Source organism: Pseudomonas sp. DWP3-1-3b3 (assembly GCF_049896305.1).
GTDB classification, from domain to species: domain Bacteria; phylum Pseudomonadota; class Gammaproteobacteria; order Pseudomonadales; family Pseudomonadaceae; genus Aquipseudomonas; species Aquipseudomonas azotoformans_A.
The window spans coordinates 28,212-54,855 of the sequence record NZ_JAFCUA010000004.1 but is presented as its reverse complement, the minus strand read 5'-3'; the positions used below and the strand labels follow the sequence as shown (position 1 = coordinate 54,855).

Below are 26,644 nucleotides of genomic sequence, written 5' to 3'. Positions count from 1 at the left end.
ACCCGCCATCACCCAAATAACGGATATGTACTCCGTCTGATCCAACATCCAGGTCGGCTGTCAGGCCGCCTTCGCAGGCAAGCCAGCTCCCACACTATCCGCATTACCAACCTTAGATCCTGCGCCGCCGGTTAAGTTGAGGAATGGCCGCCTGAGGAACCTCCACCCGCTCCACCTGCGTCGCCGTCTGCGCCGCCAATTGCGCCAACGTCGGATGACTGAACAACGTCCGCGCATCCACCTCCAACCCCGCCTTGCGCATCCGCGCCACCAGGTTCACCGCCAGCAACGAATGCCCACCCAATTCAAAGAAATGGTCATGCCGCCCCACCCGCTCAAGCTTCAACACCTCGGCCCAAATCCCAGCCATCAAGGTCTCCACTTCCCCCAACGGCGCTTCATAAGCCCGACTCACCACCGACTCCAACCCCGGCTCCGGCAACGCCTTGCGGTCAAGCTTACCGGCAGGGTTGAGCGGTAACTCATCCAACTGCACAAACGCCGCCGGCACCATGTACTCCGGCAACTGCTCCAGCACATGCACGCGCAAGGCTTCCAGGATCGGTGCCTCCCCACGCATAGTGAAATAGGCGACCAACCGCTCATCCCGAATCAAAACCGCCACTTCGCGCAACGCCGGATGCGCCATCAGCCGTGATTCAATTTCCCCCAACTCCAAGCGCACACCACGCAGTTTGACCTGGAAGTCATTGCGCCCCAGGAACTCAAGGTTGCCGTCCGGCAGGTAACGCACCAGGTCGCCCGTGCGGTACAGCCGGTCGCCGTCAACAAACGGGCTGTCGATAAACCGTTCGGCGGTCATCTGCTCCAGCCCCAGGTAACCACGGGCCACGCCGACCCCGCCGATATGCAACTGCCCACTAACCCCCATCGGCACCGGCGCATCGTGCTCATCCAATACATAGAGGCGTGTGTTGTTGATCGCCCGGCCAATCGGCAATTGCAGCGCAGGCACCGGCGCGCCGGGTTCCAGGGTCCAGGCGCTGCTGTCCACCGTGGCCTCGGTGGGCCCGTAGACGTTATGCAAACGCACCTTGGGCAAGCGCGCCTGCACGCCACGGGCCAGGGCTTCGGTGAGTTCGCCGCCGCCACACAGCACGTCGGTCAGGCTGGTGCACAGAGCAGACTCTTCCAGTTCCAGAAACTGCTGGAGCATGACCGGCACGAACTTGATCACGCTGATCTGTTGCTCGCGAATCACCTGCGCCAGGTACGCAGGCTCACGATGCCCATCAGGCCGGGCGAGCACCAACCGCATGCCGTTGGTGAGCGGCCAGAACAGCTCCCACACCGAGCCGTCGAAACTGAAAGGCGCCCGTTGCAACAGCGCGCCGCCCTCGGCGTTGGGGCACAACTGCGAGCCCCAGTGCATCAGGTTACCGAGGCCACGGTGCTCGATCATCACGCCCTTGGGTGTGCCGGTGGAGCCCGAGGTGTACATCACGTAGGCCAGGTTGGCGATGCTCAAGCCCGGCACCAACGGGTTGCCGATGGGGGCCTGGCTCCAGGCGCAGTGGTCGAAGTCGATCACCGGAATCGACACCTCACCGGGCAAGTCGCGGGTCGCCCCGTGCACCAACAGTGCAACCGGTTGGCTGTCGTGGAGCATGTAGGCCAGGCGCTCGCGCGGGTAGCCTGGGTCCAGCGGCACATAGGCGCCGCCGGCCTTGAGGATCGCCAGCAAGCCCACCACCAGGTCCAGCCCGCGCTCGACGCACAGCGCTACGCGGGAATCCGGTTGCACCCCGCGCTCGCGCAGGTGGAAGGCCAGTTGATTGGCGCGCTCGTTGAGCTCGCGGTAGGTCAGTTGCACCTCGCCGGCCTGCACCGCCACCGCATGGGGGATGTGCCGCGCGTGGGCTTCGAACAGGGCCTGCACGGTGAGGGTTTCGGGGTATGCGGTTTCAGTGGCGTTGAAGTCCACCAGCAAGGTGTTCAACTCGCTGGCGGGCAGAACCTGAACTTCACGCAGTGGCGTTTGCGGTGCCTGCTCCAGCGTGTCCGTCAGGTTGACCAGCACGGTTTCAAGGTAATCCAACAAGCGTTCGGCGCCGACCTGACGTGGGGCCTTAGCCTTGATCTGGAAACCACTGGCGGTGTCATCCACGGTCAACATCAGCGGGTAGCTGAGAATGTCTTCACTGCTGAGTAAGGCGATGCCCGGCACCAACGTAAGGTCGCGTTCGGCGTCGGTGTGGCGGTAGTTGAGCAGGCTGTTGAAAAGTGGTGATGCACTGCTGCAACGCTGGGCCAACGCCAGCGAGGCCTGCTCATGGGCGAGCAACGCGCTGAGCTGGGCGTGGGTATCGCGCAGGGCATCGGCGACGGTTTTCCCGGCCAGGCGCACCCGCAGCGGCAAGGTGTTGATGAACATGCCCAGGGCCCGGTCAGCGCCCTCGCCCGCTTGCAAACGGCCGAGCAACACGGTGCCGAATACCACGTCATCGCGCCCGGCGACGCGGCTGAGCACTTGGGCCCAGGCCAAGTGGAACAGGCTCGCGGCACTCACGCCCAACCCTCGCGCCTGGGCACGCAGGCGCTGATGGAGGCGGTCGCTCAGCACGCGTTCGGCTTCATCCGTGCGCGCCCGGTCCGCCTGGCGTTCCTGTAGACCGAAGGCCAGCGTCGGCTCGTCGACATCGCCCAGTTGCTCACGAAAGAACGCCTCATGCCCAGCCTGCCGTGCCGGCGAACGGGCTTGCGTCACCACAGTGCGATACGGCACCGGCACCGGCAGTTGCGCCTGCTGGCCGAGCAAATGGGCGCGGAGTTCCTGCATCAGGATCGTGGTGGACGTAGCGTCGTTGACCAGGTGATGAAAGCGCAGGCGTGCAACCCAGCGCTGGTGCTGCGGTTCTTCGGCATAGTCCAGGGCCATCAGCGGAGCCTGGCGCAAATCCAGCGGTTCACACGCCTCGCGCAAGGGTTCAACGCGCAACAGCGCCTCACGCCACACCACTTGCATCGGCTGCTCAAGCGCATCCCACACCAGGCTGGTGCGCAGGATGTCGTGGCGGTCGATCACCTGTTGCAGGGCCTGGGCAAACGCGTCCACCTGCTCACGCCGGGCAAAACTGAACAGCGCCTGTTGCTGGTATGGATCGCGCTCGTCGGTGATGTGGTGGTAGAGCAAGCCTTCCTGCAACGGCGCCAGTGGGTAGACGTCCTGCACGTTGGCCGCGCCGCCGGGAATGCTCGCGACGATGCGCGCCAGGTTCTCAGGATCCAGGGCGGCCAGATCAGGTTCGTCCACCTCAGCGTACTCACTCGCCGCCGCCAAGGCCGCCAGGGTCGGCTGGCCGAACAGCACCTGCACATCGGCACGCAGCCCGACCTGGCGCATGCGTTGCACCAATTGCACGGCCAGCAACGAATGCCCGCCGAGTTCGAAAAAGTGGTCGTGACGCCCGATCTGTTGCACCTGCAACAGCTCGGCCCAGAGTTGCGCCAACAGGGACTCCACCCCGGCGTGCGGGGCTTCGTACAGGCGTGTGACAAAGGCGTCCTGGGTCGGCGCGGGCAATGCCTTGCGGTCGAGCTTGCCGTTGGCGGTCAGGGGCAGCGCGTCCAGTTGCGTGTAGGCGGCGGGCAGCATGTAGTCGGGCAGCGAGGCCTGCAGGTGGGTACGCAAGGCTTCGATCTGCAGCGCTTCGCGGGGGACAAACCAGGCGAGCAATTGCCCATCGCGTGACTGCACCACTGCTTCCTGCACCTGCGGATGGGCGGCAAGTGCGGATTCGATTTCGCCCAGTTCGATGCGCATGCCACGGATTTTCACCTGATCGTCATTGCGCCCCAGGTATTCCAGGTTGCCCTCCGGCAGCCAGCGCGCGAGGTCGCCGGTGCGGTACATGCGGCCTTCGATAAATGGGTCGTCGAGGAAACGTTCGGCGCTCAGCTCGGGGCGATTGAGGTAGCCCCGCGCGACGCCTTTGCCGCCGACGTACAGTTCCCCCGCGATACCGATGGGCACCGGGCGTTGATGTTCATCCAGCAAATACACCGTGGCATTGGCGATGGGCGCGCCGATGTGCAACGGCTGGCCCACTTCCATGCGGCCGGAGGTGGCGACCACCGTGGCTTCGGTAGGGCCGTAGTTGTTGATCACCGCAAAGGACTGCGCCTGGGTAAAGGACCGCAGCCGGTCGCCGCCGATCAGCAGGGTGCGCAGGGTCGGGTGTTGCAGGCTTTGGCTGAAGGCGTACTCGGCCACGGGCGTTGGCAGGAAGCACACCTGCAGCGGCTGCGCCTGCCACCAACGGAGCAGCGCGTCGATATCTTCGGCGCCGTCATGCGCCGGCGGCAGGTGCACGGTGGCGCCCACGCACAACGCAGGCCAGATTTCCCAGGCCATCGCGTCAAACCCGAAGCCGGCGACGCTGGCGGTGTGGCTGCCGGCGTGCAGGTCGAAGGCCTGGCAATGCCAGTCCACCAGGTTCGCGACGGTGTGATGCTCGACCATCACGCCCTTGGGCAGGCCGGTGGAGCCTGAGGTGTAGATCACATAGGCGAGGTTGGCGGCGCTGACCGGCACGCGGGGGTTGGTGCCCAGGTGGAAGGTCGGGCGATCCAACTGGATCACCGGCACCTCCAGCGCAGGCAAACGCGACAGCAGATCGTGCTGGGTGAGCACCACCACCGGGTCGCTGTCTTGCAGTAAATAGTTCAGGCGCTCGGCCGGATGGGCCGGGTCGACCGGCACGTAGCAGGCGCCGGATTTGAGGATCGCCAGCAACCCCACCAGCGTCTCCAACCCGCGCCGCGCCAGGATCACCACGCGATCGTCCGGCTGTACACCACGCTCCAGCAGTTGATGGGCCAGGGCATTGGCCTGCTGGTTGAGTTGGGCGTAACTCAGTTGCCGACCTTGGTACACCGCCGCCACGGCGTCTGGCGTACGGGCGGCCTGGGCTTCGATGCGGCCGTGCAGGGTTTGCAGCGGTGCGTTGGGCTGGGCGGTGGCGTTCCAGTGTTGCAGCTGCGCCTGTTCGGCGGGCGTCACCAGGGAAAAGTCACTGATCTTCAGCGCCACGTCTTCCAAGCCTTGTTCCAGCAGCCAGGTAAAGCGCTGCGCCAGGGCGAGCACGTCGTCGTGCTGGAAGTACGCTTCGTTGTAGACGCAATGCAGGCACGCGGTGTCCTGGTAACGGTTGCTGCGCAGGTGGATCGCCAGCGGCAACGGCTCATGGTGGTTGGACACCTTGACCGCGCGGGCCTCGGTGGTGCCGTAGCGCAGTTCGTGGTCGTCCTGCTCGAAGGACACCGACAGGTCGAACAACTGACCGCGATCGGTGCGGCGCAAGCCCAGCTCACGGTTCATCTCGCTGAGGGGGAAACGCTGGTGGCGGAAGTCCTGCTTGAGCTGGTCACGAACCCCACGCACCACGGCGCTGAACGGCAACTGCTCATCGAACTGCAAACGGACCGCGCTGACCTGGGTGAACAGCCCGACGGTGGAACGAAAACGCGCATTGGAACGGTTGAGAATCGGCAGCCCCACCACCCAGTCCGTGCGCTGGGCGGTGCGAGTGAAATACACATACATCGCCGCCAGCAGTACATGAAATGCCGAAGCCTGGTAACGGTTCGCCACTTGCTCCATGCGGTTGAGCAGCGCCACCGGAAACGCTTGGGCCAGGGTATTGCTGGACGCCTTGGCGGTATGCCGGGGCGTCAGTAAGGGCTCCGGCAACACGCGGTATTTGCCCAGCCAATACCCACGGTCGCGGGCATAGCGGGCCGAGGCGTGGTAGCGCTCATCCGCGTCGATGAAGTCGATATAGGACGGCGCCAACGGCTCCGGCTGCCGGCCTTGTTGCAGGTCGGTGTACAGCCGGGCCAGGGATTGCAGCATCTGGCCAAAACCCCAGCCATCGAGGATCAGGTGGTGGGCCTGGGTGCCAAGGCGGTAGTGATCGTCGTCGAGCTTGACCAGAAAAAATCGAAACAAAGGCGCGCCCTGCAGGGTGAATGGCAAGGCCATTTGCGCCTGCATCAACGCCTGACTGGCAGCCTGAGGATCAGCCTCCCCGGCAACATCATGCAGGGCCAGGTCGACGGGCAACGTGGCGGCGAAGGTCTGCCGGGGTAAACCGTTGGCGTCGGTGTGCAGCTGCGTGCGCAACGCATCGTGCTTGATCACCAATAACTCGATGGCGCGCAGCATCAGGTCTGGCGCGATGGGACCGGCGAAATCCACATAGCCGCCGATGTTGTACAGCGGTGAATCGCCTACGCGCAGTTGGTCGAGCCAGATGTCCTGTTGGGCGGCAGTAAGGGGGAAGCTGGAGGATTGCTTCATAAGATCCTTCTCATGGGGTTCAGGCACTGGCCGCGCAGGGAGGCCCATTACGACGAATAGGCAGGATTGGAGCATGGGCATAGGGGAGTGTCTGTCACCCTAAACCCGGACATCCAAATGGATAGATTGAGCTTGGCTGATGGTTCACTGCTGAAACGATTAAAGCTGTGTAGGAAATTGGCTATACCTGCCCGCTGTCAGTATTCATTGACTGTTTTTAAAATTAACTATTCTTATTATTTATCAAATAGTTAATTAACTCTAAAAGCCTCTTCTGATTTTTATCGACCGGAATTACCTCTCAGAAACGTCGAATTAATGACGTGGTTTTTATGGCACGTTGTGTCCCTCGTTTCTGCTACATACGTAGGACAAATCCCCTGGCTAAATACACTCTCGACTACCGACTCTGGTGTGTGAGCAACGGATCGCCCCCGCAGAGGCCCAGAGAGTCTGTTGACGGTTTTCGACATCAAGGATGAGATGGCTATGAGTTTGACCAGCAGTATTGCCAACGCGCAGAGCCCGAATTTCTATGCCGAAATGGGCGAGTTGATTGCCAACAGTGGCCACGCGGATTTCGCCGCACACATGCTGCACCTGGTGGACAAGTGGGTGCCGATCCACCTGGTGGACCTCAGCGAATGGACCCTCGACGAGCTGCGCGACCGTGTGCTCGATATCAAGCTGCTCGGCAGCGCCGGCCAGACCCAGGACCTGCCGCCCCTGGCCCTGAACTCGATGGACGACCACCCGTTGCTGCGGGAAATGCTCGGCATGCAGGACCCGCTGCTGATCCAGCTAAAGGCCAAGGCCAAGAGCGCGTTCCCGCGCGGCACCTCGCACCAGTGCAACCTGGTGTCGCGCCAGGGCAACCGGCGCTGTGTGATTTCGTTTTATCGCCCGCCCAACCATCGTGGGTTTTCACTGGCCGAATTGTCGTTTCTCAAGTGCCTGTCGGACACCCTGCTGCCATTGATCGAGTGTCACGCCCAGAGCCTGCGCCAGGCGCCCCACCCCGAGGCCGAACCGGCCCACACTTTGCTGGAGCAATCCCAATTGCAGCGTGAGTTCTACAAGCGCCTGTCCCTCGGTGAAATCACCCTGTCGGCCCGCGAACAAGAGGTGTGCCTGGGCCTGCTGACCGGCGGCACCGTGCCGCAGATGGCGGAAAAGCTCAGCGTGAAGAACAGCTCCATCGAAACCTACCTCAAGCGCGCCGCCGCCAAGTTGGGCGTGAGCGGTCGGCATGGCCTGGCCAAATGGATGGTTGGCGCCTGATGAATAAATTGAGTGCATTCGCACTGGCAGGGCTGCTCGGCGGCTGCTCGCTGATCCCCGATTACCATCGGCCGGAGGCGCCCGTGCCGGCGCAGTATCCTCAGCAAGGGGTGTACACGCTGGCACAGTCCGGCACGTCGGACTGGCAGCAGTTGTTTCATGAGCCGGCGTTGCAACGGTTGATTGGCGAAGCCCTGCTCAACAACCGCGACCTGCGGGTGGCGGCGCTGAACGTCGAGGCGTTCCAGGCGCAGTACCGCATCCAGCGGGCGGATCTGTTCCCGGCCGTCTCTGCCACCGGCGCCGGTCAGCGTCGGCGTTTGCCGGGGGATGTGACCGGCACCGGCAAGCCTGCCATTACCTCAAGCTATTCCGCGACCCTGGGCATCAGTGCCTATGAATTGGATTTATTCGGCCGCATCCGCAGTCTCAGCGAACAGGCGATGCTCACCTACCTCGGCACCGAAGAGGCGCGGCGCAGCGCGCAGTTGAGCCTGGTGGCCAACGTCGCCAATGCCTACCTGACCTGGCGTGCCGACCAGGAGCTGCTGGCCCTGGCCCGCCAAACCCTGGTGGCCAACGAACACAGCCTGCGCCTCACCCGCGGCAGCAAAACCGCCGGCAAGGCCTCGGCACTGGACGTGGTGCAAGCCAGTACCAGCGTCGAAAGCACCCGCGCCAGCGTGGCCCGTTATGAGCGCCAGGTCGCCCAGGACCTCAACAGCCTCGCCCTGCTGGTGGGTGGTCCGGTGGATGAACACTTGCCGTCGCGCCCACTGGCGGATGACTGGGTAGCGCGGGTGCCGGCCGGCCTGCCTTCGGACCTGCTGCAACGTCGCCCGGACATCCTCCAGGCCGAGTACCAACTGCGCGCCGCCAATGCCAATATTGGCGCCGCACGCGCGGCGTTTTTCCCTTCCGTGAGCCTCACTGCCAACGCCGGCAGCGCCAGTACGGAACTGTCGGGGCTGTTCAAGGGCGGCTCCGGCAGTTGGACGTTCCAGCCGCAGATCAACTTGCCGATCTTCAACGCCGGCAGCCTGCGCGCCAGCCTCGACTACGCCAAGCTGCAAAAGGACATCACGGTGGCGCAGTACGAAAAATCCATCCAGACCGCCTTCCAGGAAGTCGCCGATGGTCTCGCGGCGCGGCAGACCTACACCGATCAACTGGAGGCGCAACGGGATTTCGTCGCGGCCAACCAGCAGTATTACAACCTGGCCGAACACCGCTACCGCAGCGGCGTGGACAGCAACCTCACCTTCCTCGATGCGCAACGTGCGCTGTTCAGCTCACAACAGGCGTTGATCATCGACCGCTTGGCGCAGTTGGTGGCCGAGGTGAAGTTGTACACCGCACTGGGCGGCGCGTGGCAGGTCAACGCAAGCCCGACTGCCGCAGCCGATACTCCCCCGGCGTCACCTGCGCATAACGAAGGAAAAACCGGCTGAAATACGCCGGGTCCTTGAAGCCCAGCTGGTAGCAGATTTCGTTGGCGGAGCTGCCGGTGAACAACAGCAGGCGCTTGGCTTCCTGCATCACCCGTTCCAGGATCAGGCGCTTGGACGGCAGGTCGGCCAGGCGCCGGCACACCTCATTCAGGCGTGCTTCGGTCACGCCAATCCCCTCGGCATAACGCGCCAGCGGCCAGTGTTCCCGGTAGTGCGCCTCGATCAACTCGTTGAAGCGATGGAAGATGCGCAGGTCTTCATGGCGGGTCGGGCGCGCCGGTAAGGAGTGCGCGCACAGCCGCAGCAGGCGAATCATGATCAGCCGCGTCAGGCTGTCCAGGGCCGCCGCACGCCCTGCCCGCTCAGCGTTGATCTCGTCGTTCAACTCTTCGAACAATCGATCCAGGCCCTGGTCACCCGCCGTCAACGCCACACAGGCGGCGCCGGAGGCCAAGCTGGGATCGGCGTCGATCAAGCCCCACACCAACTGCTGGCGCACGGTCAGCACATGCCCGTCGGCATCCGCCTCGGTGACAAAGGCGTGGGGCACCGTGGGCGGCGTGAGGAAAAACATCGGCCCGGACTCCACATACTGGCGGTCATCCAGGTACACCCGCACCGCGCCACTTTTTACGTAATGCACCTGAAAAAACCGGTCATGTCGGTGCACGGGCATGTTGCGCCCGAAAAAACCCGCCAGGTTACCGAGCTGGTCGTAATGCACCTCGGCATCACTGTAACGCTGGTCGTAGACCTGCCCGATATTGATGTTGGGAATCGGCTGCACGCTGCCCCCTTGTTGTTATTTGAATGCCACAGGATTTTGCCACGCTTGACGGTAGTTAACATATTAATTATAACGTTAACAACTTAACGAACTGCCTATGCAGCAGTCGCCACCGCCAGGAGAAACGCATGAGCCGTACCCTGCATGATGTTGCCAGCGGCACCCTGTTTGGCGTTGCGCTGAACTACCAGGGCCTGCTGGACCAGCATCTCGCCGCCTTCCAGCAGGCGCCCTATCAGAAGCCGCCGACCCAGCCGGTGCTGTTTATCAAGACCCCGAACACGCGCAACCAGCACGACGCGGTGGTGCTGCATCCCCAGGGTGAACGCCTGCAACCCGGCCCTGCGTTAGGCGTGGTGATCGGCCAGCGCGCCAGCCGCGTCAGCCTGGACAATGCCATGGCCCATGTGGCCGGTTATGTGGTGGTCAACGAATTCAGCCTGCCGGAAGACAGCTACTACCGCCCCGCCGTCAAAGCCAAATGCCGCGATGGGTTCTGCGCGCTGGGGCCGGCGTTGGTGCCACGGGATCAGGTGTCTAACCCTAATCAACTGAGCCTAAAGCTGTGGGTCAATGGTGAACTGCGCCAGGAAAACTCCACCGCGAACTGGGTGCGGGACATCCCGCAATTGATCGCCGAGATCAGCGAGTTCATGACCCTGCACCCCGGCGACGTGCTGATCACCGGCACGCCCGAAGGCCGTGTCGATGTGCTGCCCGGCGACAAGGTTGAGGTCGAAATCAGCGGCGTGGGCCGCCTGGTCAGTCATATTCAAGCGGAGACCCCGGCATGAAACGCGCGCGCATTCGTTTTGAAAATGAAATCCACGCGGTGCAGGTCGAAGCCGACAATGCCGTGCGCCTGAACGACGGTCGCCTGCTCGCCGAAGATCAGGTCGAATGGCTGCCCCCAGCCACCGGCAACATGTTCGCCCTCGGCTTGAACTACGCCGATCACGCCGCCGAATTGGCCTTCACGCCACCGACCGAGCCGCTGGCCTTCATCAAGTCCGTCGGCACCTACACCGGCCACCGCCAGGTCACCTGGCGCCCGGACAACGTCGCCTACATGCACTACGAGTGCGAGCTGGTGGCGGTGATCGGCAAGGCCGCGCGCAACGTCAAGCGTGCCGATGCACTCGACTACCTGGCCGGCTACACGGTGTGCAACGACTACGCGATCCGCGACTACCTGGAAAACTACTACCGCCCCAACCTGCGCGTGAAAAACCGCGACGCCACCACTCCGGTCGGCCCGTGGATCGTCGATGTGGCCGACGTGCCCGACCCCGGCAACCTGACCCTGCGCACCTGGATCAACGGCGAACTGCGACAGGAGGGCAGCACCCGCGACATGATTTTCGACATCCCCTACCTCATCGAATACCTGTCCAGCTTCATGACCCTGCAACCCGGCGACATGATCGCCACCGGCACGCCCGAAGGCCTGGCCGATGTGGTGCCCGGCGATGAAGTGGTGGTGGAAGTCGAAGGCGTGGGCCGCCTGGTCAACCGAATTGTCAGCGAGGCGGAGTTCTTCTCTGCCCGGAAAGAGGCGTAAGCAGCATGATCAAACACTGGATCAACGGCCGCGAGGTCGAAAGCAAAGACACCTTCATCAACTACAATCCGGCCACCGGCGAAGCGATTGGTGAGGTTGCCAGCGGCGGTGCGCAAGAAGTCGCCCAAGCCGTGGCAGCCGCCAAAGAGGCCTTCCCCAAATGGGCCAACACCCCGGCCAAGGAGCGCGCACGCCTGATGCGCAAGCTCGGTGAATTGATCGAACAGAACGTGCCGCACCTGGCCGAGCTGGAAACCCTCGACACCGGCCTGCCGATCCACCAGACCAAGAACGTGTTGATCCCAAGGGCTTCGCACAACTTCGACTTCTTCGCCGAAGTCTGCACACGCATGGACGGCCACAGCTACCCGGTGGACGACCAGATGCTCAACTACACGCTCTACCAACCGGTGGGAGTGTGCGGGTTGGTGTCGCCGTGGAACGTGCCGTTCATGACCGCCACCTGGAAGACCGCGCCATGCCTGGCCCTGGGCAACACGGCGGTGTTGAAGATGTCGGAACTGTCGCCGCTGACCGCCAATGAACTGGGGCGCCTGGCGGTGGAGGCCGGCATCCCCAACGGCGTGCTCAACGTGATCCAGGGCTATGGCGCCACGGCCGGCGACGCGCTGGTGCGCCATCCGGACGTGCGGGCGATTTCCTTTACCGGCGGCACCGCCACCGGCAAGAAGATCATGCAGACCGCCGGCCTGAAAAAGTACTCCATGGAGCTGGGCGGCAAGTCGCCGGTGCTGATCTTTGAAGACGCCGACCTGGAGCGCGCCCTCGACGCGGCGCTGTTCACCATCTTCTCCCTGAACGGTGAGCGCTGCACCGCTGGCAGCCGCATCTTTATCCAGGAAAGCGTGTACCCGCAGTTCATCGCAGAGTTCGCGGCGCGCGCCAAACGCCTGATCGTCGGTGACCCGCAGGATCCAAAGACCCAAGTCGGTTCGATGATCACCCAGGCGCATTACGACAAGGTCACCGGCTACATCAGGATTGGTCTCGAGGAAGGCGCCACCCTGCTTGCCGGCGGCCTGGAACGCCCGGCCAACCTGCCGGCGCATTTGAGCAAAGGCCAGTTCATCCAGCCGACCGTATTTGCCGATGTGAACAACAAAATGCGCATCGCCCAGGAAGAAATCTTCGGCCCGGTGGTGTGCCTGATCCCGTTCAAGGACGAAGCCGAGGCCCTGCAACTGGCCAATGACACCGAGTACGGCCTGGCCTCCTACATCTGGACCCAGGACATCGGCAAGGCCCATCGCCTGGCGCGCGGGATTGAAGCGGGCATGGTATTTATCAACAGCCAGAACGTACGCGACCTGCGCCAGCCGTTCGGCGGGGTCAAGGGCTCCGGCACCGGGCGTGAAGGCGGCCAGTACAGCTTCGAAGTGTTTGCCGAGATCAAGAACGTGTGTATTTCCATGGGCAGCCATCACATCCCGCGTTGGGGTGTGTAACACCGGGTCATGCACTCCAACAAAAATAATGAATCTGGAGAATCATCATGGGCGAAGTGGTCCTGGCGGCGAAGATCTGCCACGTACCGTCGATGTACCTGTCGGAACTGCCCGGCAAGCATCACGGCTGTCGCGAAGCGGCAATTGCCGGGCACAAGGAAATCGGCCGTCGCGCCCGCGAACTGGGCGCCGACACGGCGGTGGTGTTCGACGTGCACTGGCTGGTCAACAGTGGTTACCACGTCAACTGCGGCGAGCAGTTCCAGGGCACCTACACCAGTAACGAGCTGCCGCACTTCATCAAGAACATGGACTACGCCTACCCCGGCTGCCCCGCGCTGGGCGAGTTGATCGCCGCCGAGGCCAATGCGGCCGGCGTGCGCAGCATGGCCCATAACATCCCGAGCCTGGAGCTGGAATACGGCACGCTGGTGCCCATGCGCTACATGCACATGGGGGTGCCGGAGGATGAGAAATTCAAAGTCATTTCCATCGCCGCCTGGTGCGCGTGGCATCGCCTGGAAGACAGCTTTGCATTCGGTGCCGCTGTGCGCCGGGCCATCGAAAAGAGCGACCGCAAGGTGCTGGTGCTGGCCTCCGGCTCGCTGTCCCACCGTTTTTCGGATGACCGCCAAGCCGAAGCGAATATCCACAACTGGACCCGCGAGTTCGACAAGCAGGTAGACCTGCATGTGGTGGAGATGTGGCAGCAAGGCCGCTTCAAGGAGTTCTGCGCGATGCTGCCGGACTACGCCGAACACTGCTTCGGCGAAGGCAAGATGCACGACACCGCCATGCTTTTGGGGCTGCTTGGTGGGCCGGACTATGCAAAGCCGGCGGAGATCATCACGCCGCCGTTCGGCAGTTCGGGTACCGGTCAGATCAACGCGATTTTCCCGCTGTAAACCTGGGAGAAACCCATGCCGCACTTTATCGCCGAGTACACCGACAACATCGAACAACAGGCCGACCTGGCCGGCCTGTTTGAACAGGTCCACCGCGTGCTGGGAGACAGTGGCGTGTTCCCCCTCGGCGGTATCCGCAGCCGTGGCGTGCGCCTGGACACCTGGCGCATGGCCGATGGCAAGCACGACTATGCCTTTGTGCACATGACCCTCAAGGTCGGCCACGGTCGCGACCTGGCCACGCGCCAGGCCGTGGCCGAGGCGTTGTTTGCGGTGATCACCACGCACTTCGCCGAGCTGCAGGCGCAACGTTTGCTGGCGCTGTCGTTCGAGATGCTCGAGCTGCACCCGCAGCTGAATTTCAAGCAGAACAATGTGCATGCGTTCCTGAACAACCCGACGGGCTAGATCCCGTCGCTCCCCTCACGGCCTCTCAGACAAAAAGTACAACATCATGAGCACAGCCCAATCGACTGCCAGCCGCGTGCTGGCCGAGCACGACCGCACCCATCGTTCAGTGACCTGGCGCCTGATGCCGCTGTTGCTGGTGTGTTACCTGTTCGCCCACCTGGACCGCATCAACATCGGCTTCGCCAAGATGCAGATGAGCAGCGACCTGCACTTCAGCGACACGGTGTACGGCTTCGGCGCCGGGTTGTTCTTTATCGCCTACGCGTTGTTTGGTGTGCCGAGCAACCTGGCGCTGGACCGCGTCGGCCCCCGGCGCTGGATCGCCAGCCTGATGGTGGTGTGGGGTTTGCTGTCCACCGGCATGCTGTGGGTGGAGAGCGCCCGGGGTTTCTATGTACTGCGCTTTTTGCTGGGGGTAGCCGAGGCCGGTTTTTTCCCAGGCATCCTGGTGTTTCTCAACCGTTGGTACCCGGCACGCCGCCGCGCCCAGGTCACGGCGTTGTTTGCCATTGCGGTGCCCATGGCCGGCGTGCTGGGCGGGCCGTTGTCCGGGGCGATCCTTGAACATTTCCATGATGTAGGCGGCCTGCGCGGCTGGCAGTGGATGTTCCTGATCGAGGGCCTGCCGGTGGTGCTGCTCGGGCTGGTGGTACTCAAGTGGTTGCCGGACAGTTTCGACTCGGTGCACTGGCTGACGGCTGAGCAAAAACTTCAGCTGCACACCCAACTGCGCAGTGAAGAACAGCGCAAGTCCATCACCTCGTTCGGCGGCATCCTGCGCGACCCGCAGGTGTGGTTGCTGGTGGCGGTGTATTTCGCGGTGATGCTGGCGGTGAACACCCTGGCGTTCTGGATGCCCACGCTGATCCACGGCGCCGGTATCGGCCGCGACAGCCAGGTCGGCCTGCTCAGCGCCGTGCCGTACCTGGCCGGGTGTTTCTTCATGATCGGCTGCGGGCGTTCGTCCGACCGCCACCGCGAACGGCGCTGGCACCTGTGCGTGCCGCTGCTGATGGCGGCCGTCGGCATCGCCGTGGCGGGCCTGGCGCCGGACAACCCGCTGCTGGTGATGGGCGGGTTGGTGGTCGCTGGCATGGGCGCCAGCGCGGCCTTACCGATGTTCTGGCAGCTGCCGCCAGCGTTTCTCTCCAACACCACCCAGGCGGCCGGCATTGCCATGATCAGCTCGTTCGGCAGCGTCGCCGCGTTTCTCGCGCCGTACCTGATCGGCTGGATGCGCGACGCGACCCAGAGCGCCAGCCTGGCGCTGTACGTACTCGCTGTATTTATCGCCCTCGGCGGCCTGCTGGTGCTGCGCACCCACGCCGCCATCGTCAATCCCCGTTAAGGACCGTTGCCATGCTCGACTCCCAACAAATTCTTGCGGCCGCTGCCCACCTGGACCGCGCCGAACGCAGCCGCGAACAGGTGCGCCAGTTTTCCCTCGACTACCCCGACATCACCCTTGAAGACGCCTACGCCATCCAGCGCGCCTGGGTTGCGCAAAAGATCCAGGACGGCCGTACGCTGAAGGGCCACAAAATCGGCCTCACCTCGCGGGCCATGCAGGTCTCGTCGAATATCACCGAACCGGACTACGGCGCCCTGCTCGATGACATGTTCTTCGACGAAGGCAGCGACATTCCCTTCGAACGCTTCATCGTGCCGCGAGTGGAAGTGGAGCTGGCGTTTATCCTCGGCAAACCCCTCAAGGGCCCGACCTGCACGGTGTTCGATGTGCTCGACGCCACCGAATGGGTGATCCCCGCGCTGGAGATCATCGACGCACGTATCCAGCAGGTCGACCCGCACACCCACGCGACGCGCAAGGTGTTTGACACCATCTCCGATAACGCAGCGAATGCCGGCGTGGTGCTGGGCGGCCGTGCCGTGCGCCCCACCGAGATCGACCTGCGCAAAGTGCCCGCGGTGCTGTACCGCAACGGCGTGATCGAGGAGTCCGGCGTTTCCGCCGCCGTGCTCAACCACCCGGCCAAGGGCGTGGCCTGGCTGGCAAACAAACTGGCGCCCTATGACGTGACCCTGCTGCCGGGACAGATCATCCTCGGCGGCTCGTTTACGCGCCCGGTCGCGGCCCGCCCTGGCGACACCTTCCACGTCGACTACGACCTGCTCGGCTCGATTGCCTGCCGCTTTGTCTGAACCCTGGAGGATTGTCATGGACATGCCCATCAACCGCTTCAAACAACGCCTGCGCAACGGCGAGGTACAGATCGGCTTGTGGCTCGGCCTGGCCGACGCCTATTGCGCGGAACTGGCCGCCAACGCCGGTTTCGACTGGCTGCTGATCGACGGCGAACACGCGCCCAACCACCTGCACGGCATGCTCGCCCAATTGCAGGCCGTAGCGCCCTACCCCAGCCAGGCACTGATCCGCCCGGTGATCGGCGACAGTGCGTTGATCAAGCAACTACTGGACATCGGCGCCCAGACCCTGCTGGTGCCCATGGTCGAAAGTGCCGCCCAGGCCCGCGAACTGGTGCGTGCGATGCGTTATCCGCCCCAAGGGATCCGGGGTGTGGGCAGTGCACTGGCGCGGGCTTCACGTTGGAACAGCATCCCTGGCTACCTCGATCTGGCGGATGAACAGATGTGCCTGCTGGTGCAGATCGAAAACCTTGAAGGCCTGGCGAACCTGGACGAGATTGCTGCCGTCGAGGGCGTAGACGGCGTGTTTATCGGCCCGGCGGATTTGAGTGCGTCGATGGGGCATCGCGGCAATCCTGGGCATCCCGAGGTGCAGGCGGCGATTGAGCACGCCATCGGGCGCATCGTGCAGTCGGGCAAAGCGGCGGGGATTCTGAGTGCCGATGAAAATCTGGCGCGGCGCTATATCGAATTGGGCGCGACGTTTGTCGCGGTCGGTGTGGACACCACGGTATTGATGCGCGGGTTGCAGGCACTGGCCGGGACATTCAAAGGCATTCCCGAGGCCGACCACAGCGGTGGAGTCTACTGAATTCTCATGTGGGAGTGGGCTTGCTCGCGAATGCAGTGGTTCAGCCAGCCTATTCTTTGACTGACCCACCGCATTCGCGAGCAAGCCCGCTCCCACATTTTGATCCTCAGTGTTCGAAGAATTGCTTCAGCGCTTGATATTGATGTTCTTCAAGTCATCCAGCAGACCCAACAGGGTCTGCAACTTCTCTTCGCCCAACTGATCCTGCAAACGCTGGTAGTTGGCCTCCATGCATTGGCTCATGGACTCGAAACTCGCCTTGCCCTTGTCGGCCAATGTCACCAGCACCCGGCGCTGGTCCTGCTCGGCTTTGCGCCGGTGCACCATGCCGGCGGTTTCCATGCGTACCAGCACGCCGGTCATGCTCGGCTTGAGGATGCAGGCCAATTCCGCCAACTGGTAGATCTCCAGCTCACCGTACTGTTCAAGGATGCGGATGATCCGCCATTGCTGTTCGGTCAGGCCGTGTTCGTTCAAGGACGGACGGAAAAAACTCATCGCGGCTTCGCGGGCTTGCAGCAGGGTCAAGGTCAGGGACTGGCGAGGTTTGAGCATAGGATCAGGGTCACGAAGTATTTAGTTAATAATTTAACGAAACTCTAGCATTCCCGGCCGGCGAGCGCGCTATAACTTGTCTAGCGCACCGCCCATGGCGCGCAGAATCAAAAGCCTGGGCACGCAGGATCAAGACTTCCACCCCGCCAGGGCCCCTAATGGAGGCATCCGCTTTAGAGCCTTCCTTCACCTTTTCAGGCTGCGCCATGATCAACATCGAAACCCCCACGTATTACACCGCCACCAAGAAATACAACCTCAGCTTCCCGACCCTGGAACAGGACATCGACGCCGATGTGGTGGTGATCGGCGGCGGTTTCTCCGGCATCAACACGGCCTTGGAACTGGCGGAAAAAGGCATCACCAATATCGTCGTGCTTGAAGCGCGTTACCTGGGCTTCGGTGGCACCGGCCGCAATGGCGGGCAGATCATGGCGGGCATCGGCCATGACCTGGAGAAGATCAAGAAAGACGTCGGTGAGGACGGCCTGCGCCAGGTGTTCGAGATCAGCGACCTGGGCGCCGACATCATCAAGAGCCGCATCGCCAAGTACAACATCGACGCGGACTTCTGCCATGGCTACGGCTACATGGGCTTCAACGCCCGCCAGGAAAAAACCCTGCGCGCCTGGGAAAAGGACTTCAAGTCAATCAACAGCCAGCACGAGATCCGCTTTCTCGGCGGTTCCGACGTGCAGCAGATCATCGGCTCCAAGGCCTACAGCAGCGCCTTGCTGCACATGGGCGGCGGGCACGTGCATTCGCTGAACCTGTTGCTGGGCGAAGCCACCGCCCTGGCCAGCCATGGCGTGCGGATTTTCGAGAACAGCCCGGCGTTGGAGGTCAGCTACGGCGAGCGCATCACCGTGCGCACCGGTCGCGGTTCGGTGCGCGCCAGCAAGTTGCTGTGGGCCTGCGACAGTTTCCTCAACAAGCTGGAGCCGGAACTGCACCGTTCGACCATCAACACCTACGCGTTCCAGATGATGACCGAGCCGTTGTCCGAGGAACTGATCCAGCGCATCAGCCCGATTCGCGGGGCCTACAGCGACATCCGCCCGGTGATCGACTACTACCGCGTCACCAACGAGAACCGCCTGCTGTTCGGTGCCGCTACGCCGCTGGTGGAGCATATTCCCGGCGACCTCAAGGCGTGGAACCGCAACCTCATGCTGAAGATCTTCCCCTACCTCAAGGACGTGAAGATCGACCTGGCTTGGGGCGGTCCCATGGCGTGCAGCCCCAACCTGTTCCCGCAGATCGGCACCCTGCCGGGGCGCAGCAACGCGTTTTTCGTGCAGGGCTATTCCGGCTTCGGCGTAACCCCCAGCCACATCATTTGCAAGGTCCTGGCCGAAGGCATGAGCGAAGGCTCGGCGCGCTATGACCTGGTCAGCTCGATTCATCGCCCGACCATCCTCGGCAAGGACGCGATCCGGCCCTTGCTGCTGACGGCGGGCAAATCCTGGCACCAACTGTCCGGTTATTGGAACGGCCGCCGCTAACCCCCTTTTTTCCTCATCAGGAGCAACTGCCATGACCCTCACTACGCTCAAACACAACATCCAGCTGTCGGAACTCGACCCCTGGGGCACCGTGGCCGACCTCGGCTCGCAGATTCTCGAAGGTGAAGTGCGCGCCTTCGGCAAGATGACCTTCGGCGCGCCCACCGACCCGGTCAGCAGCGCCTATTTCGGCACCACCCAGGGCAAGTTCCGCATGGTCTACCCGTTCACCGAACAAGCCACGGTGGTGACCGGCGAAGTACTGCTCACCGACGAGTCCACTGGCCAAACCACGCGCTACAAAAGCGGTGATAGCTGGTTCGTGACCAAGGGCACGCCGGTGCTATGGGAAGTGGTCAGCGAAAGCTTCGTCAAACACTACTTTGCCGTCGTGTAAGGGAGACGTGGCCATGACGAGTTCTTCTGACTGGATCACCGTCGGCGCGCTGGCCGACGGTTTCGCTCCGGACGCGTTCATCCTGCCCAACCTCGCCGAATTGGCAGGCCAGACCTTCACCCTGCACTTCGCCAACGGCTGGCAGATCGAGCACCGCTTCGAGCACGACCGCCTGGCCTGGCACGCTGCCGACGGCCACTCCAGCGGCAGCGCGGCGTACCGCGCCACTTCAATCCGCCCAGGCCTCTACCTGGTCGATTTCATCAAGCATGAGGCCGGGCAGAGTTGGTCGATCAGCCTGGTGCTGGACACGCCGAACGCCTCATTCACGGCAGTGATCGGACGCCTGCCGGACCCGGCCGAGACCCACGAAGGTCTTTATCACCGCGCCCTCGCCGGTAAACCGCTGACCTCGGTCGAAGTCGACTTCCTCCATGGCAGCCTCGACCGCCCCTGGCAGGCCGGCCTCTGCCTGCATGTACCGACCGACGAACTGGTGGGCCTGCGCAACCGATACCGCTACAGCCCCAGCGAAGTCTACGAACACATCTACCTCAACGAGCGCTTCTACGCCTGGCAGTGCCTCAAGGGCGTGGAGCAAGGCCTGTGCGACACCGACCGCTGCCATTACTACAAGATCGCCGAGCAGCTGTACCTGTTCGTGTGGCAGGAGAAGATCGTACCCACCCTCGGCCTGGTGCTGATCGACCTGCAGCAGCACCGCAGCGACGGCAAGATCTTCGGTTATGCGGGCGCGTCCTTCGATGCGCTGTCGAACTTCCCGATCAGCTCGTACTGCCAGGTACTCAACCGCACGGAGTATCCCGATGACTGAGCCGCGCACGGTGGTGATCACCGGCGCCGGTACGGGCATCGGCGCCGCGTGTGCCCGCCTGTACGCCCAGGAAGGTTCACGCCTGGTGCTGATCGGCCGGCGGCGTGAGCCACTGGAACAGGTGGCGCAGGACACTGGCGGCCTGATCCTGGTGGGCGATGCCGCCTGCCCGCAGACCTGGGACGGGTTTATCCAACAGATCCGCGAGCGTTATGGACGCCTCGATGTGCTGCTGGCCTGTGCCGGCGGGCATGGCCTGGGCAGCGCGACCCAGACCAGCCCCGCCACCTGGGAAAGCGCCCTGCGCAGCAACCTGGACAGCGCGTTCTATAGCGCCCGCGCCTGCTTGCCACTGCTGCAGGAAAGCGCGGGGAATATCGTGCTGATCGGCTCCATCGCCTCCCTGGCGGCGGGGCCCGAGGTGTGTGGCTACACCACGGCCAAGCATGCGTTGCTCGGGCTCAATCGCTCGCTGGCGCGGGACTATGGGCCGCACGGTGTGCGAGTGAACGCGGTGTGCCCCGGCTGGGTGCACACGCCCATGGCCGATGCGGAGATGCAGCCGTTGATGGACGCTTATGGCGACACCTTGCAGCAGGCCTATGACCGGGTCTGCGCCGACGTGCCGCTGCGCCGTGCCGCCAGTGCCGAAGAGATCGCCACGGTGTGTCGCTTCCTGGCGTCCAGTGATGCATCGATCATCACCGGGGCAACGTTGGTGGCCGATGGCGGTTCCAGCATTGTCGATGTGCCAACGCTGGCGTTCGCGCACTTGGAGAATGCCCATGCATGACCTGGACTTCAGCGGGCAAGGGGTGCTGGTCACGGGCGGCGCCCAGGGCATTGGCCGAGGTATCGTCGAGGCATTTGCCAGGCGTGGCGCGCAGGTGGTGATTGCCGACCGACAGCGGGAACAGGCTGAGGCGGTGGCGACTGAGTTGTCCGCGCAGGGCTATCGGGTTTCAGCGGTCGGCGTCGACCTGGCCGAATCAACGGCGGTATTTGAGTGCGTTCAACGGCTGCCACGCCTGGATATCCTGGTGCACAACGCCGGGTATTTTCCGCTGACGGCCTTTGAAGACATTACCCCGGACATCCTGCATCGCACATTGGCGGTCAACCTGTCGGCACTGTTCTGGCTGACCCAGGCTGCGTTGCCGGCGTTTCGCGAACAAGGCCGAGGCTGCGTGCTGGTGACCTCTTCGGTGACCGGCAACCGCGTCGGTTATCCGGGCCTCAGTCACTACGCGGCGTCCAAGGCCGGGGTCAACGGGTTTATCCGCAATGCCGCGCTGGAACTGGCGCCGTTGAAGGTGCGGGTCAATGGCGTGGAACCGGGCATGATCGCCACGCCGGCGATGGGTAACCTGGGTGATACGACGCTGAATGACAGCATCGCCAGCCGCGTGCCACTTGGGCGCCTGGGCGAGGCGGCGGATATCGCCGGGGCCATGCTGTTCCTCGCCTCAGACCTCGCCAGCTACATCACCGGGCAGACCCTGGTGGTGGACGGTGGGTCCACCCTGCCAGAAGTCTGACCCGCCTACGCCCCCACCGCCTGCATCCGGCTCGAACGGAAATCCTTGGGCGACACCTCGAATTGCTTCTTGAACGACCGGCTGAAATGCGCCGAATCGGTAAAGCCCCACTTGTAGGCAATCGAGGTGATCGACTCGCTGCGCAGGAACGGGTTGGTCAAGTCATCCGCACTGCGTTTGAGCCGCGCGCGCTGGATATAGCGGCAGACGCTGTCGTCCTGCTCTTCGAACAGACGGTACAGGTGGCGTACCGAAATATTCAGCCGATTCGCCAGGCCGATCGGGCTGAGGCCGGGCTGGCTCAGGGACTCATCGATGACCTTCTGCACATAGCTGCGCAGGTTGTTGCCCTGCAACAATGCCAAGCCTTCGCGGCATTCGTCGCCCTGCTCCAGCGCCGAGCCGAGCAGCGACACGAAAGCGCTTTGCAGCGCCTCCACTTCACCGGCGCCGTCTTCGGTGTCGTCCTTGCAGAGTTGGTCCATCAGCACATGCAGCATGCGCCCACAGGCCTTGGTCGAGGAGATCTTGCCGAAGGCACGCGCGTCGCCGCCCAGGTGCTTGCACACCTGCGGGCGTGACAGTGACAGCGAGGCGTGCTCGATGAGGCCGAAGGGGGTGATTTCGATGGAGCCTACCGAGTCCATCAGCAACATCTCGCCGGGGGCCAGTTGCAGGGTCTGGCCGTTCTGTACGATCTGTGAGTAGCCGCTGCGCTGGCTGACGAGGAAGCAATCCTGGTCGTTGTCGTGGTCGGCGTGGTGCGCCGGGCGTTTGATCAGCCCGGCATTGGTGCGCAGGAGGGCGACGCCGCGTGGCAGGTCTTTGATCTCGCCGATGAACAGTGAGCGGTTGAATGCCAGTTCGGTGTCGAAGTAACCGCACGCGGCGCGTAGGTCGCGGGTCCAGGTGTCCAGCCCGTCGTGGGCATGCTGTGGGATGCTCATGGGGTGTCTCCGCAATGGATTCTTTTTGTTGTTCTGGTGCAATAGTTAACATGTTATCTATATGCACGCAACAACAACCTGTTTGCCCTTTGCAGAAGCACTAATGATGCCAATCAGAGGTTCGACAGCACTCGATTCAATCCGGCCAGCGCCACGAGCAAATGACTGCGTTGCACGGGGCTTAATGCGATGTAGCGTCGAAAGGCCGGTAAACGATTGACCACCTCACTGCCGCCCATATGCTCCAGGCGCGCGCACCATTGCTGACCTTGCAGCTCGATGCGCAGGCGCTTGAAATCCAGTGGCATCATTGCCTGGAACAGCGCGGTGTCCGCCAGTAATCGCGCCTGTAATTCACGGCACAGGGTCTGGTTTCCGGAACGGCGCCGTACACGAATGCCAGTGCGTCGAATCGCGCCGCCATGGTGCACCTCGAAGCTCGCGGTGCCTCCTGTCGCCGCAGGGACGCGCAGGACGAACTCTGTCAGCACCAGGTGCATCAACAATTGCGACTCGGTGCGCTCGACTATCTCGAACGCTACGCCGTCCACTTCAAGTGTCGCCAACCCGAGGTTGCGCCGCAGGTGCGCCAGGGTCACTCCTGGTCGATAGCCTGCCGGCGCGCGCTCGGCGCGAAACAGTTCAAACAGTCTTTGCCGCAAAGTCGCCATAACGCTCATCGGCCAGCTCCGGTTGATGACTGAATTCCTTTGCCAATACGTCCTCCACGCAAGCTGGCTTGAAGGGGTTGACCTTCTGCACCACCAGGGTCCAGAACAGCGCGTACACGGCGGTGCCGCCCAGCATCACGCCAAAGGGTACGTAGATGTCCGCCGGGTTCATGCCCGGTGGCGTGATGAACCACATGCCGAGCAGGATGCCGATGCTCGACACGATCTGTGGCAGTGGGAACCACGGCGAGCGATACGCCCGTGGCAGGTCCGGCCGACGGATGCGCAGGCTCACCACCGAGATCGTCACCAGCAGGTAGGCAAAGCTCCACGCACACACCGCCGCCAGCACCAAGTGCATGATGTTGTCGGTGTTGCCGCCCAGGTACAGCGCGTGCAGGCAAGGAATCAGCATCGCCACCAGGATGCACAGCAGCGGCGTCTTGAAGCGTGGGTGCAGGTAGGTGAAGACTTTGGGCAACGCCCCATCCACCGCCATGCCGTAGAGAATGCGTGGCACGCCGGCCATCAAGGTGTTGATGGTGGCCGCGCCGGCAAACAAGAAGCCGATGCCCAGCCACAGTGGGCCGATTTGGCCCATCACCTGCTCGGCGAATTTGGGGATGGCCATGGGTGTGTCCAGCAGGTGCACGCCGGAGGCGGCATCGAGTACCACGTTTTCGACTTGGCGTTTCATCGCTGCGCCGTAGATGAACATGCACGTGGCCACGCCCATCAGTCCAAGCATCATGGCGCGCGGCATGACCTTGGCCGATTGGCGCAGGTCTGGCGCCAGCGGTGTGACGAACTCGCAGCCGACAAACATGAACATCGCCATGCCCACCAGCGATAGCACGGTGATCAGGTCGGTGCCCACCAGCGACTCACCGAACCAGCCGTCCAGCTGCACGGCGGGTGCGGCGATCAGGCCCAGCACGCCGAACACCATCAAGGTCGTCCACATGCCGAAGGTGAGGATGATTTCCGCGCGGCCAAACGCGCTGACGCCAAACGCGTTCAGCACACCAAAAACGATCACGAAGCCGACGCCGAGCAACCACGAACCACCGGCCGATTCCGCCAAGGTGTTGAGGTGTTCGAAGTTCACCAGGGCCATGACCCCGGACAGGATGGTTTCGGCGGTGCCGGCGAACACATGCACGATCAGGTACGCCGACAAGGTGCCGGTGATCGCGAAAAACCGCCCCATGCCGCAGTTGATGTAGTCGTAGACCGAGCCGGTGGTGGGCAGGATCGAGGCGGCCTCGGCGAAGGTGGTGGCCTGGGCCAGCATCATCACCACCGCGATCAGCATCGCCAGGGCAAATGCACTGCCGCCGATGCCAAAGCCCATGGTGGCGGTGAGGATCACCGGGCTGGCCATGATCAGGCCAATGGTGCTGGCCAAGGCGGTGGGGAAACCTACCGTGCCTCGGTTGAGGTGCGCGGTGAGTCGGTCGTTGATCGACATGATGGGGTCCTCGAAAGCGGTTTTTTTTAATGTGTCAGCACTCTGCGCCCCACTCGCGTTGATCGTCTTGCCCCTGTCTGCCGCCGGTTTTGTTGCTCCCTGCCACAGCGTAGGGCGTGGCGGCCTGGGTCAATTCCCTGGCACGCAGAGAAAAGACATCGCCCCCCGCGCTCGCCCTAATGCGCCCTCACTCTTAACCAAGATGGGGACAATAACAATGGAGCACACACTGAAAAATCGTCGCCTGCGCCAGGCGGTCGGCCTGGGTATTGCGCTGCTGATGGGCCAGGCCCAGGCCATCGAGTTGTATGCCGATGCCGACACCACGGTCACCGGCAACTTCCTCGCCGTATACGGGATGTTCAACAGCCCGAAGAACTACGATGGGCGCAGCGGCGGTTCCACCTGGCGAGAGGCGTTTATCAAGTACGGCCTGAGCGTGGACCAGAGCTTCGGCGCCTTGGGCGGCGTGTACGGCACGGCCAACCTGGTGAGTTCCGGCACCTGGGGCGATGGCGATGCGTCCGGGGTCACCACCGGCAAGGAACGCACCACCAAGTTTGACGAAGCCTTTGCCGGCTGGCGCTCCGGCGATCTGTTCCCGGCCTTGGGCAAGGACGGCGTGGACCTGTCGTTCGGCCGCCAAATCATCATGCTGGGCGACGGTTTCCTGATCAACGATGACGGCCCCAACCTCGGCAAGGGCGTGGGTGACGGGGAATTCAACCGTGGCGGCGCCTACTACATCGCCGCACGCCATGCCTTCGACAAGACCGCCGTGATCCGCCTCGGTGGCAAGGACGGCGTGCATGGCAGCCTGATGTGGATCAAGTCCGACAACCCCGCCCAGGCCATGACCGAAATGGCCGCCGGCACCCTGGAATACAGCGCCGCACCGGGCACCCTCGGGCTCACTTACATTCACGGGATCGACGTGGACGAGCGCTTCGCCACCGACGTGCAGCGCCAACGCAAGGGCATGAACCTCTACAGCCTGCGCGGCGCCGGCAATGCCGGTATCGACAACGCGCACTTTGCCTTTGAACTGGCCCGCCAGGACCGCCGCGACAGCCAGCAGAACGCCGGTTACGCCGAAGCCGGCTACACCTTCGCCGACCTGCCCTGGTCGCCGGACTTGACCTACCGCTACGCACGCTATTCAAAGAACTGGGACGGGATGTTCGCAGGCTTCAACCGGGGCTACGGCACCTGGGTGCAGGGTGAAGTGGCCGGCAACTACTCGGGCCCCTACAACACCAACACCTCAGTGCAGCACGTGGGCTTCAAGGTCAAGCCGCTGGAAAACCTTACCCTCGGCGCGTTGTTCTTCGACTACAACACGGTCAGTACCCGTGGCCAACTCAACCTGGATGGCCGCGAGCTGGACCTGTACGCCGAGTGGGCGGTGAACGAGCACCTGATCATCACGCCGCTGCTGGGCCTCTACAAGCCCAACAAGGACGCCGAGACCGGCGGCAACCAGGTCGGTGGCAACGGCACCAACGTCTACAGTCAGTTGGTGGTTGCCGTGCCGTTCTGAACCGTCTCGGGCGCGCACGGA

At 63.1% G+C, this 26,644-nt stretch carries 22 protein-coding genes; 16 read left to right on the top strand and 6 right to left on the bottom strand.

Going from position 1 to position 26,644, the window contains the following annotated elements:
* Window positions 1–112 precede the first annotated feature (112 nt).
* Window positions 113–6,322 carry an amino acid adenylation domain-containing protein gene (locus ACP7BX_RS13445; RefSeq protein ID WP_426161336.1) on the bottom strand — a complete coding sequence of 2,070 codons (6,210 nt, stop codon included), beginning with the start codon at window positions 6,320–6,322 and terminating at the stop codon, window positions 113–115.
* Between the two features lie 489 nt (window positions 6,323–6,811).
* Between ACP7BX_RS13445 and ACP7BX_RS13440 the strand changes: the two genes are divergently transcribed.
* Both ACP7BX_RS13440 and ACP7BX_RS13435 read left to right on the top strand, forming a co-directional pair.
* Complete coding sequence (locus tag ACP7BX_RS13440) at window positions 6,812–7,603, top strand: helix-turn-helix transcriptional regulator (RefSeq protein WP_038849089.1); 792 nt, start codon at window positions 6,812–6,814, stop codon at window positions 7,601–7,603.
* On the top strand, window positions 7,603–9,054 hold the full coding sequence (locus ACP7BX_RS13435; protein WP_426160974.1) for an efflux transporter outer membrane subunit: 1,452 nt from the start codon (window positions 7,603–7,605) through the stop codon (window positions 9,052–9,054). The genes ACP7BX_RS13440 and ACP7BX_RS13435 overlap by 1 nt, the downstream gene beginning before the upstream one ends.
* Here ACP7BX_RS13435 and hpaA read toward each other — a convergent pair.
* Window positions 8,981–9,841 (bottom strand): 4-hydroxyphenylacetate catabolism regulatory protein HpaA, encoded by an 861-nt coding sequence (hpaA, locus tag ACP7BX_RS13430; protein WP_426160973.1) that lies wholly within the window; start codon window positions 9,839–9,841, stop codon window positions 8,981–8,983. The two genes, ACP7BX_RS13435 and hpaA, sit on opposite strands and share 74 nt — an antisense overlap.
* Window positions 9,842–9,969: 128 nt before the next feature.
* On the opposite strand from hpaA, the gene ACP7BX_RS13425 reads away from it, so the two are divergent.
* From ACP7BX_RS13425 to hpaI, 8 genes are read left to right on the top strand one after another with little or no spacing between them, the layout of a single operon-like run.
* On the top strand, window positions 9,970–10,635 hold the full coding sequence (locus ACP7BX_RS13425; protein ID WP_426160972.1) for a fumarylacetoacetate hydrolase family protein: 666 nt from the start codon (window positions 9,970–9,972) through the stop codon (window positions 10,633–10,635).
* A complete protein-coding gene (locus ACP7BX_RS13420) occupies window positions 10,632–11,402 on the top strand; it encodes a fumarylacetoacetate hydrolase family protein (RefSeq protein ID WP_269131257.1) in 771 nt (256 codons plus the stop codon). The genes ACP7BX_RS13425 and ACP7BX_RS13420 overlap by 4 nt, the downstream gene beginning before the upstream one ends.
* A 5-nt stretch (window positions 11,403–11,407) precedes the next feature.
* Entirely contained in the window at window positions 11,408–12,868 is a 1,461-nt protein-coding gene (gene hpaE / locus ACP7BX_RS13415; RefSeq protein WP_426160971.1) for a 5-carboxymethyl-2-hydroxymuconate semialdehyde dehydrogenase, read from the top strand.
* Window positions 12,869–12,915: 47 nt separating this feature from the next.
* On the top strand, window positions 12,916–13,773 hold the full coding sequence (gene hpaD / locus ACP7BX_RS13410) for a 3,4-dihydroxyphenylacetate 2,3-dioxygenase (RefSeq protein ID WP_314529911.1): 858 nt from the start codon (window positions 12,916–12,918) through the stop codon (window positions 13,771–13,773).
* A 15-nt stretch (window positions 13,774–13,788) separates the two neighbouring features.
* Complete coding sequence (locus ACP7BX_RS13405) at window positions 13,789–14,181, top strand: 5-carboxymethyl-2-hydroxymuconate isomerase (protein ID WP_426160970.1); 393 nt, start codon at window positions 13,789–13,791, stop codon at window positions 14,179–14,181.
* Window positions 14,182–14,227: 46 nt separating this feature from the next.
* The gene (locus tag ACP7BX_RS13400) at window positions 14,228–15,532 is read left to right on the top strand and encodes an MFS transporter (RefSeq protein ID WP_426160969.1); all 1,305 of its coding nucleotides are present in this window, start codon (window positions 14,228–14,230) and stop codon (window positions 15,530–15,532) included.
* Between the two features lie 11 nt (window positions 15,533–15,543).
* On the top strand, window positions 15,544–16,347 hold the full coding sequence (hpaH, locus tag ACP7BX_RS13395; RefSeq protein WP_314529907.1) for a 2-oxo-hept-4-ene-1,7-dioate hydratase: 804 nt from the start codon (window positions 15,544–15,546) through the stop codon (window positions 16,345–16,347).
* A 16-nt stretch (window positions 16,348–16,363) separates the two neighbouring features.
* A complete protein-coding gene (gene hpaI / locus ACP7BX_RS13390; protein WP_426160968.1) occupies window positions 16,364–17,164 on the top strand; it encodes a 4-hydroxy-2-oxoheptanedioate aldolase in 801 nt (266 codons plus the stop codon).
* 126 nt (window positions 17,165–17,290) lie between these two features.
* On the opposite strand, the gene hpaR is transcribed toward hpaI, so the two are convergent.
* Window positions 17,291–17,719, bottom strand: coding sequence for a homoprotocatechuate degradation operon regulator HpaR (gene hpaR / locus ACP7BX_RS13385; protein WP_010209251.1), 429 nt, complete (start codon window positions 17,717–17,719; stop codon window positions 17,291–17,293).
* A gap of 206 nt (window positions 17,720–17,925) precedes the next feature.
* Between hpaR and ACP7BX_RS13380 the strand changes: the two genes are divergently transcribed.
* Genes ACP7BX_RS13380 through ACP7BX_RS13360 form a run of 5 tightly spaced genes read left to right on the top strand, consistent with a single transcriptional unit; the run spans window position 17,926 to window position 21,994 of the window.
* Window positions 17,926–19,224 carry an NAD(P)/FAD-dependent oxidoreductase gene (locus tag ACP7BX_RS13380; RefSeq protein ID WP_016978428.1) on the top strand — a complete coding sequence of 433 codons (1,299 nt, stop codon included), beginning with the start codon at window positions 17,926–17,928 and terminating at the stop codon, window positions 19,222–19,224.
* 31 nt (window positions 19,225–19,255) lie between these two features.
* Window positions 19,256–19,621, top strand: a complete 366-nt coding sequence (locus tag ACP7BX_RS13375; RefSeq protein ID WP_314529902.1) for a cupin domain-containing protein — start codon at window positions 19,256–19,258, stop codon at window positions 19,619–19,621.
* Between the two features lie 13 nt (window positions 19,622–19,634).
* A complete protein-coding gene (locus tag ACP7BX_RS13370; RefSeq protein ID WP_426160719.1) occupies window positions 19,635–20,456 on the top strand; it encodes a molybdenum cofactor biosynthesis F family protein in 822 nt (273 codons plus the stop codon).
* The gene (locus tag ACP7BX_RS13365) at window positions 20,449–21,249 is read left to right on the top strand and encodes an SDR family NAD(P)-dependent oxidoreductase (RefSeq protein ID WP_426160720.1); all 801 of its coding nucleotides are present in this window, start codon (window positions 20,449–20,451) and stop codon (window positions 21,247–21,249) included. Before ACP7BX_RS13370 ends, ACP7BX_RS13365 begins: the two co-directional genes overlap by 8 nt.
* Window positions 21,242–21,994, top strand: coding sequence for an SDR family oxidoreductase (locus tag ACP7BX_RS13360; protein ID WP_426160721.1), 753 nt, complete (start codon window positions 21,242–21,244; stop codon window positions 21,992–21,994). The genes ACP7BX_RS13365 and ACP7BX_RS13360 overlap by 8 nt, the downstream gene beginning before the upstream one ends.
* 5 nt (window positions 21,995–21,999) lie before the next feature.
* On the opposite strand, the gene feaR is transcribed toward ACP7BX_RS13360, so the two are convergent.
* The 3 genes from feaR to ACP7BX_RS13345 form a co-directional block, all read right to left on the bottom strand.
* On the bottom strand, window positions 22,000–22,941 hold the full coding sequence (gene feaR, locus ACP7BX_RS13355; protein ID WP_177112959.1) for a transcriptional regulator FeaR: 942 nt from the start codon (window positions 22,939–22,941) through the stop codon (window positions 22,000–22,002).
* A gap of 113 nt (window positions 22,942–23,054) precedes the next feature.
* Window positions 23,055–23,621, bottom strand: a complete 567-nt coding sequence (locus tag ACP7BX_RS13350) for a DUF3156 family protein (protein WP_426160722.1) — start codon at window positions 23,619–23,621, stop codon at window positions 23,055–23,057.
* Window positions 23,584–25,083 (bottom strand): APC family permease, encoded by a 1,500-nt coding sequence (locus ACP7BX_RS13345; RefSeq protein WP_177112963.1) that lies wholly within the window; start codon window positions 25,081–25,083, stop codon window positions 23,584–23,586. Before ACP7BX_RS13345 ends, ACP7BX_RS13350 begins: the two co-directional genes overlap by 38 nt.
* Window positions 25,084–25,300: 217 nt before the next feature.
* On the opposite strand from ACP7BX_RS13345, the gene ACP7BX_RS13340 reads away from it, so the two are divergent.
* Window positions 25,301–26,623, top strand: coding sequence for a hypothetical protein (locus ACP7BX_RS13340; protein WP_426160723.1), 1,323 nt, complete (start codon window positions 25,301–25,303; stop codon window positions 26,621–26,623).
* Window positions 26,624–26,644: the final 21 nt, after the last annotated feature.

Coding starts and splice junctions, on each gene's coding strand:
- ACP7BX_RS13445 (WP_426161336.1), bottom strand. CDS start 6,322: ATGAAGCAATCCTCCAGCTTCCCCCTTACTGCCGCCCAACAGGACATC.
- ACP7BX_RS13440 (WP_038849089.1), top strand. CDS start 6,812: ATGAGTTTGACCAGCAGTATTGCCAACGCGCAGAGCCCGAATTTCTAT.
- ACP7BX_RS13435 (WP_426160974.1), top strand. CDS start 7,603: ATGAATAAATTGAGTGCATTCGCACTGGCAGGGCTGCTCGGCGGCTGC.
- ACP7BX_RS13425 (WP_426160972.1), top strand. CDS start 9,970: ATGAGCCGTACCCTGCATGATGTTGCCAGCGGCACCCTGTTTGGCGTT.
- ACP7BX_RS13420 (WP_269131257.1), top strand. CDS start 10,632: ATGAAACGCGCGCGCATTCGTTTTGAAAATGAAATCCACGCGGTGCAG.
- hpaE (WP_426160971.1), top strand. CDS start 11,408: ATGATCAAACACTGGATCAACGGCCGCGAGGTCGAAAGCAAAGACACC.
- hpaD (WP_314529911.1), top strand. CDS start 12,916: ATGGGCGAAGTGGTCCTGGCGGCGAAGATCTGCCACGTACCGTCGATG.
- ACP7BX_RS13405 (WP_426160970.1), top strand. CDS start 13,789: ATGCCGCACTTTATCGCCGAGTACACCGACAACATCGAACAACAGGCC.
- ACP7BX_RS13400 (WP_426160969.1), top strand. CDS start 14,228: ATGAGCACAGCCCAATCGACTGCCAGCCGCGTGCTGGCCGAGCACGAC.
- hpaH (WP_314529907.1), top strand. CDS start 15,544: ATGCTCGACTCCCAACAAATTCTTGCGGCCGCTGCCCACCTGGACCGC.
- hpaI (WP_426160968.1), top strand. CDS start 16,364: ATGGACATGCCCATCAACCGCTTCAAACAACGCCTGCGCAACGGCGAG.
- hpaR (WP_010209251.1), bottom strand. CDS start 17,719: ATGCTCAAACCTCGCCAGTCCCTGACCTTGACCCTGCTGCAAGCCCGC.
- ACP7BX_RS13380 (WP_016978428.1), top strand. CDS start 17,926: ATGATCAACATCGAAACCCCCACGTATTACACCGCCACCAAGAAATAC.
- ACP7BX_RS13375 (WP_314529902.1), top strand. CDS start 19,256: ATGACCCTCACTACGCTCAAACACAACATCCAGCTGTCGGAACTCGAC.
- ACP7BX_RS13370 (WP_426160719.1), top strand. CDS start 19,635: ATGACGAGTTCTTCTGACTGGATCACCGTCGGCGCGCTGGCCGACGGT.
- ACP7BX_RS13365 (WP_426160720.1), top strand. CDS start 20,449: ATGACTGAGCCGCGCACGGTGGTGATCACCGGCGCCGGTACGGGCATC.
- ACP7BX_RS13360 (WP_426160721.1), top strand. CDS start 21,242: ATGCATGACCTGGACTTCAGCGGGCAAGGGGTGCTGGTCACGGGCGGC.
- feaR (WP_177112959.1), bottom strand. CDS start 22,941: ATGAGCATCCCACAGCATGCCCACGACGGGCTGGACACCTGGACCCGC.
- ACP7BX_RS13350 (WP_426160722.1), bottom strand. CDS start 23,621: ATGAGCGTTATGGCGACTTTGCGGCAAAGACTGTTTGAACTGTTTCGC.
- ACP7BX_RS13345 (WP_177112963.1), bottom strand. CDS start 25,083: ATGTCGATCAACGACCGACTCACCGCGCACCTCAACCGAGGCACGGTA.
- ACP7BX_RS13340 (WP_426160723.1), top strand. CDS start 25,301: ATGGAGCACACACTGAAAAATCGTCGCCTGCGCCAGGCGGTCGGCCTG.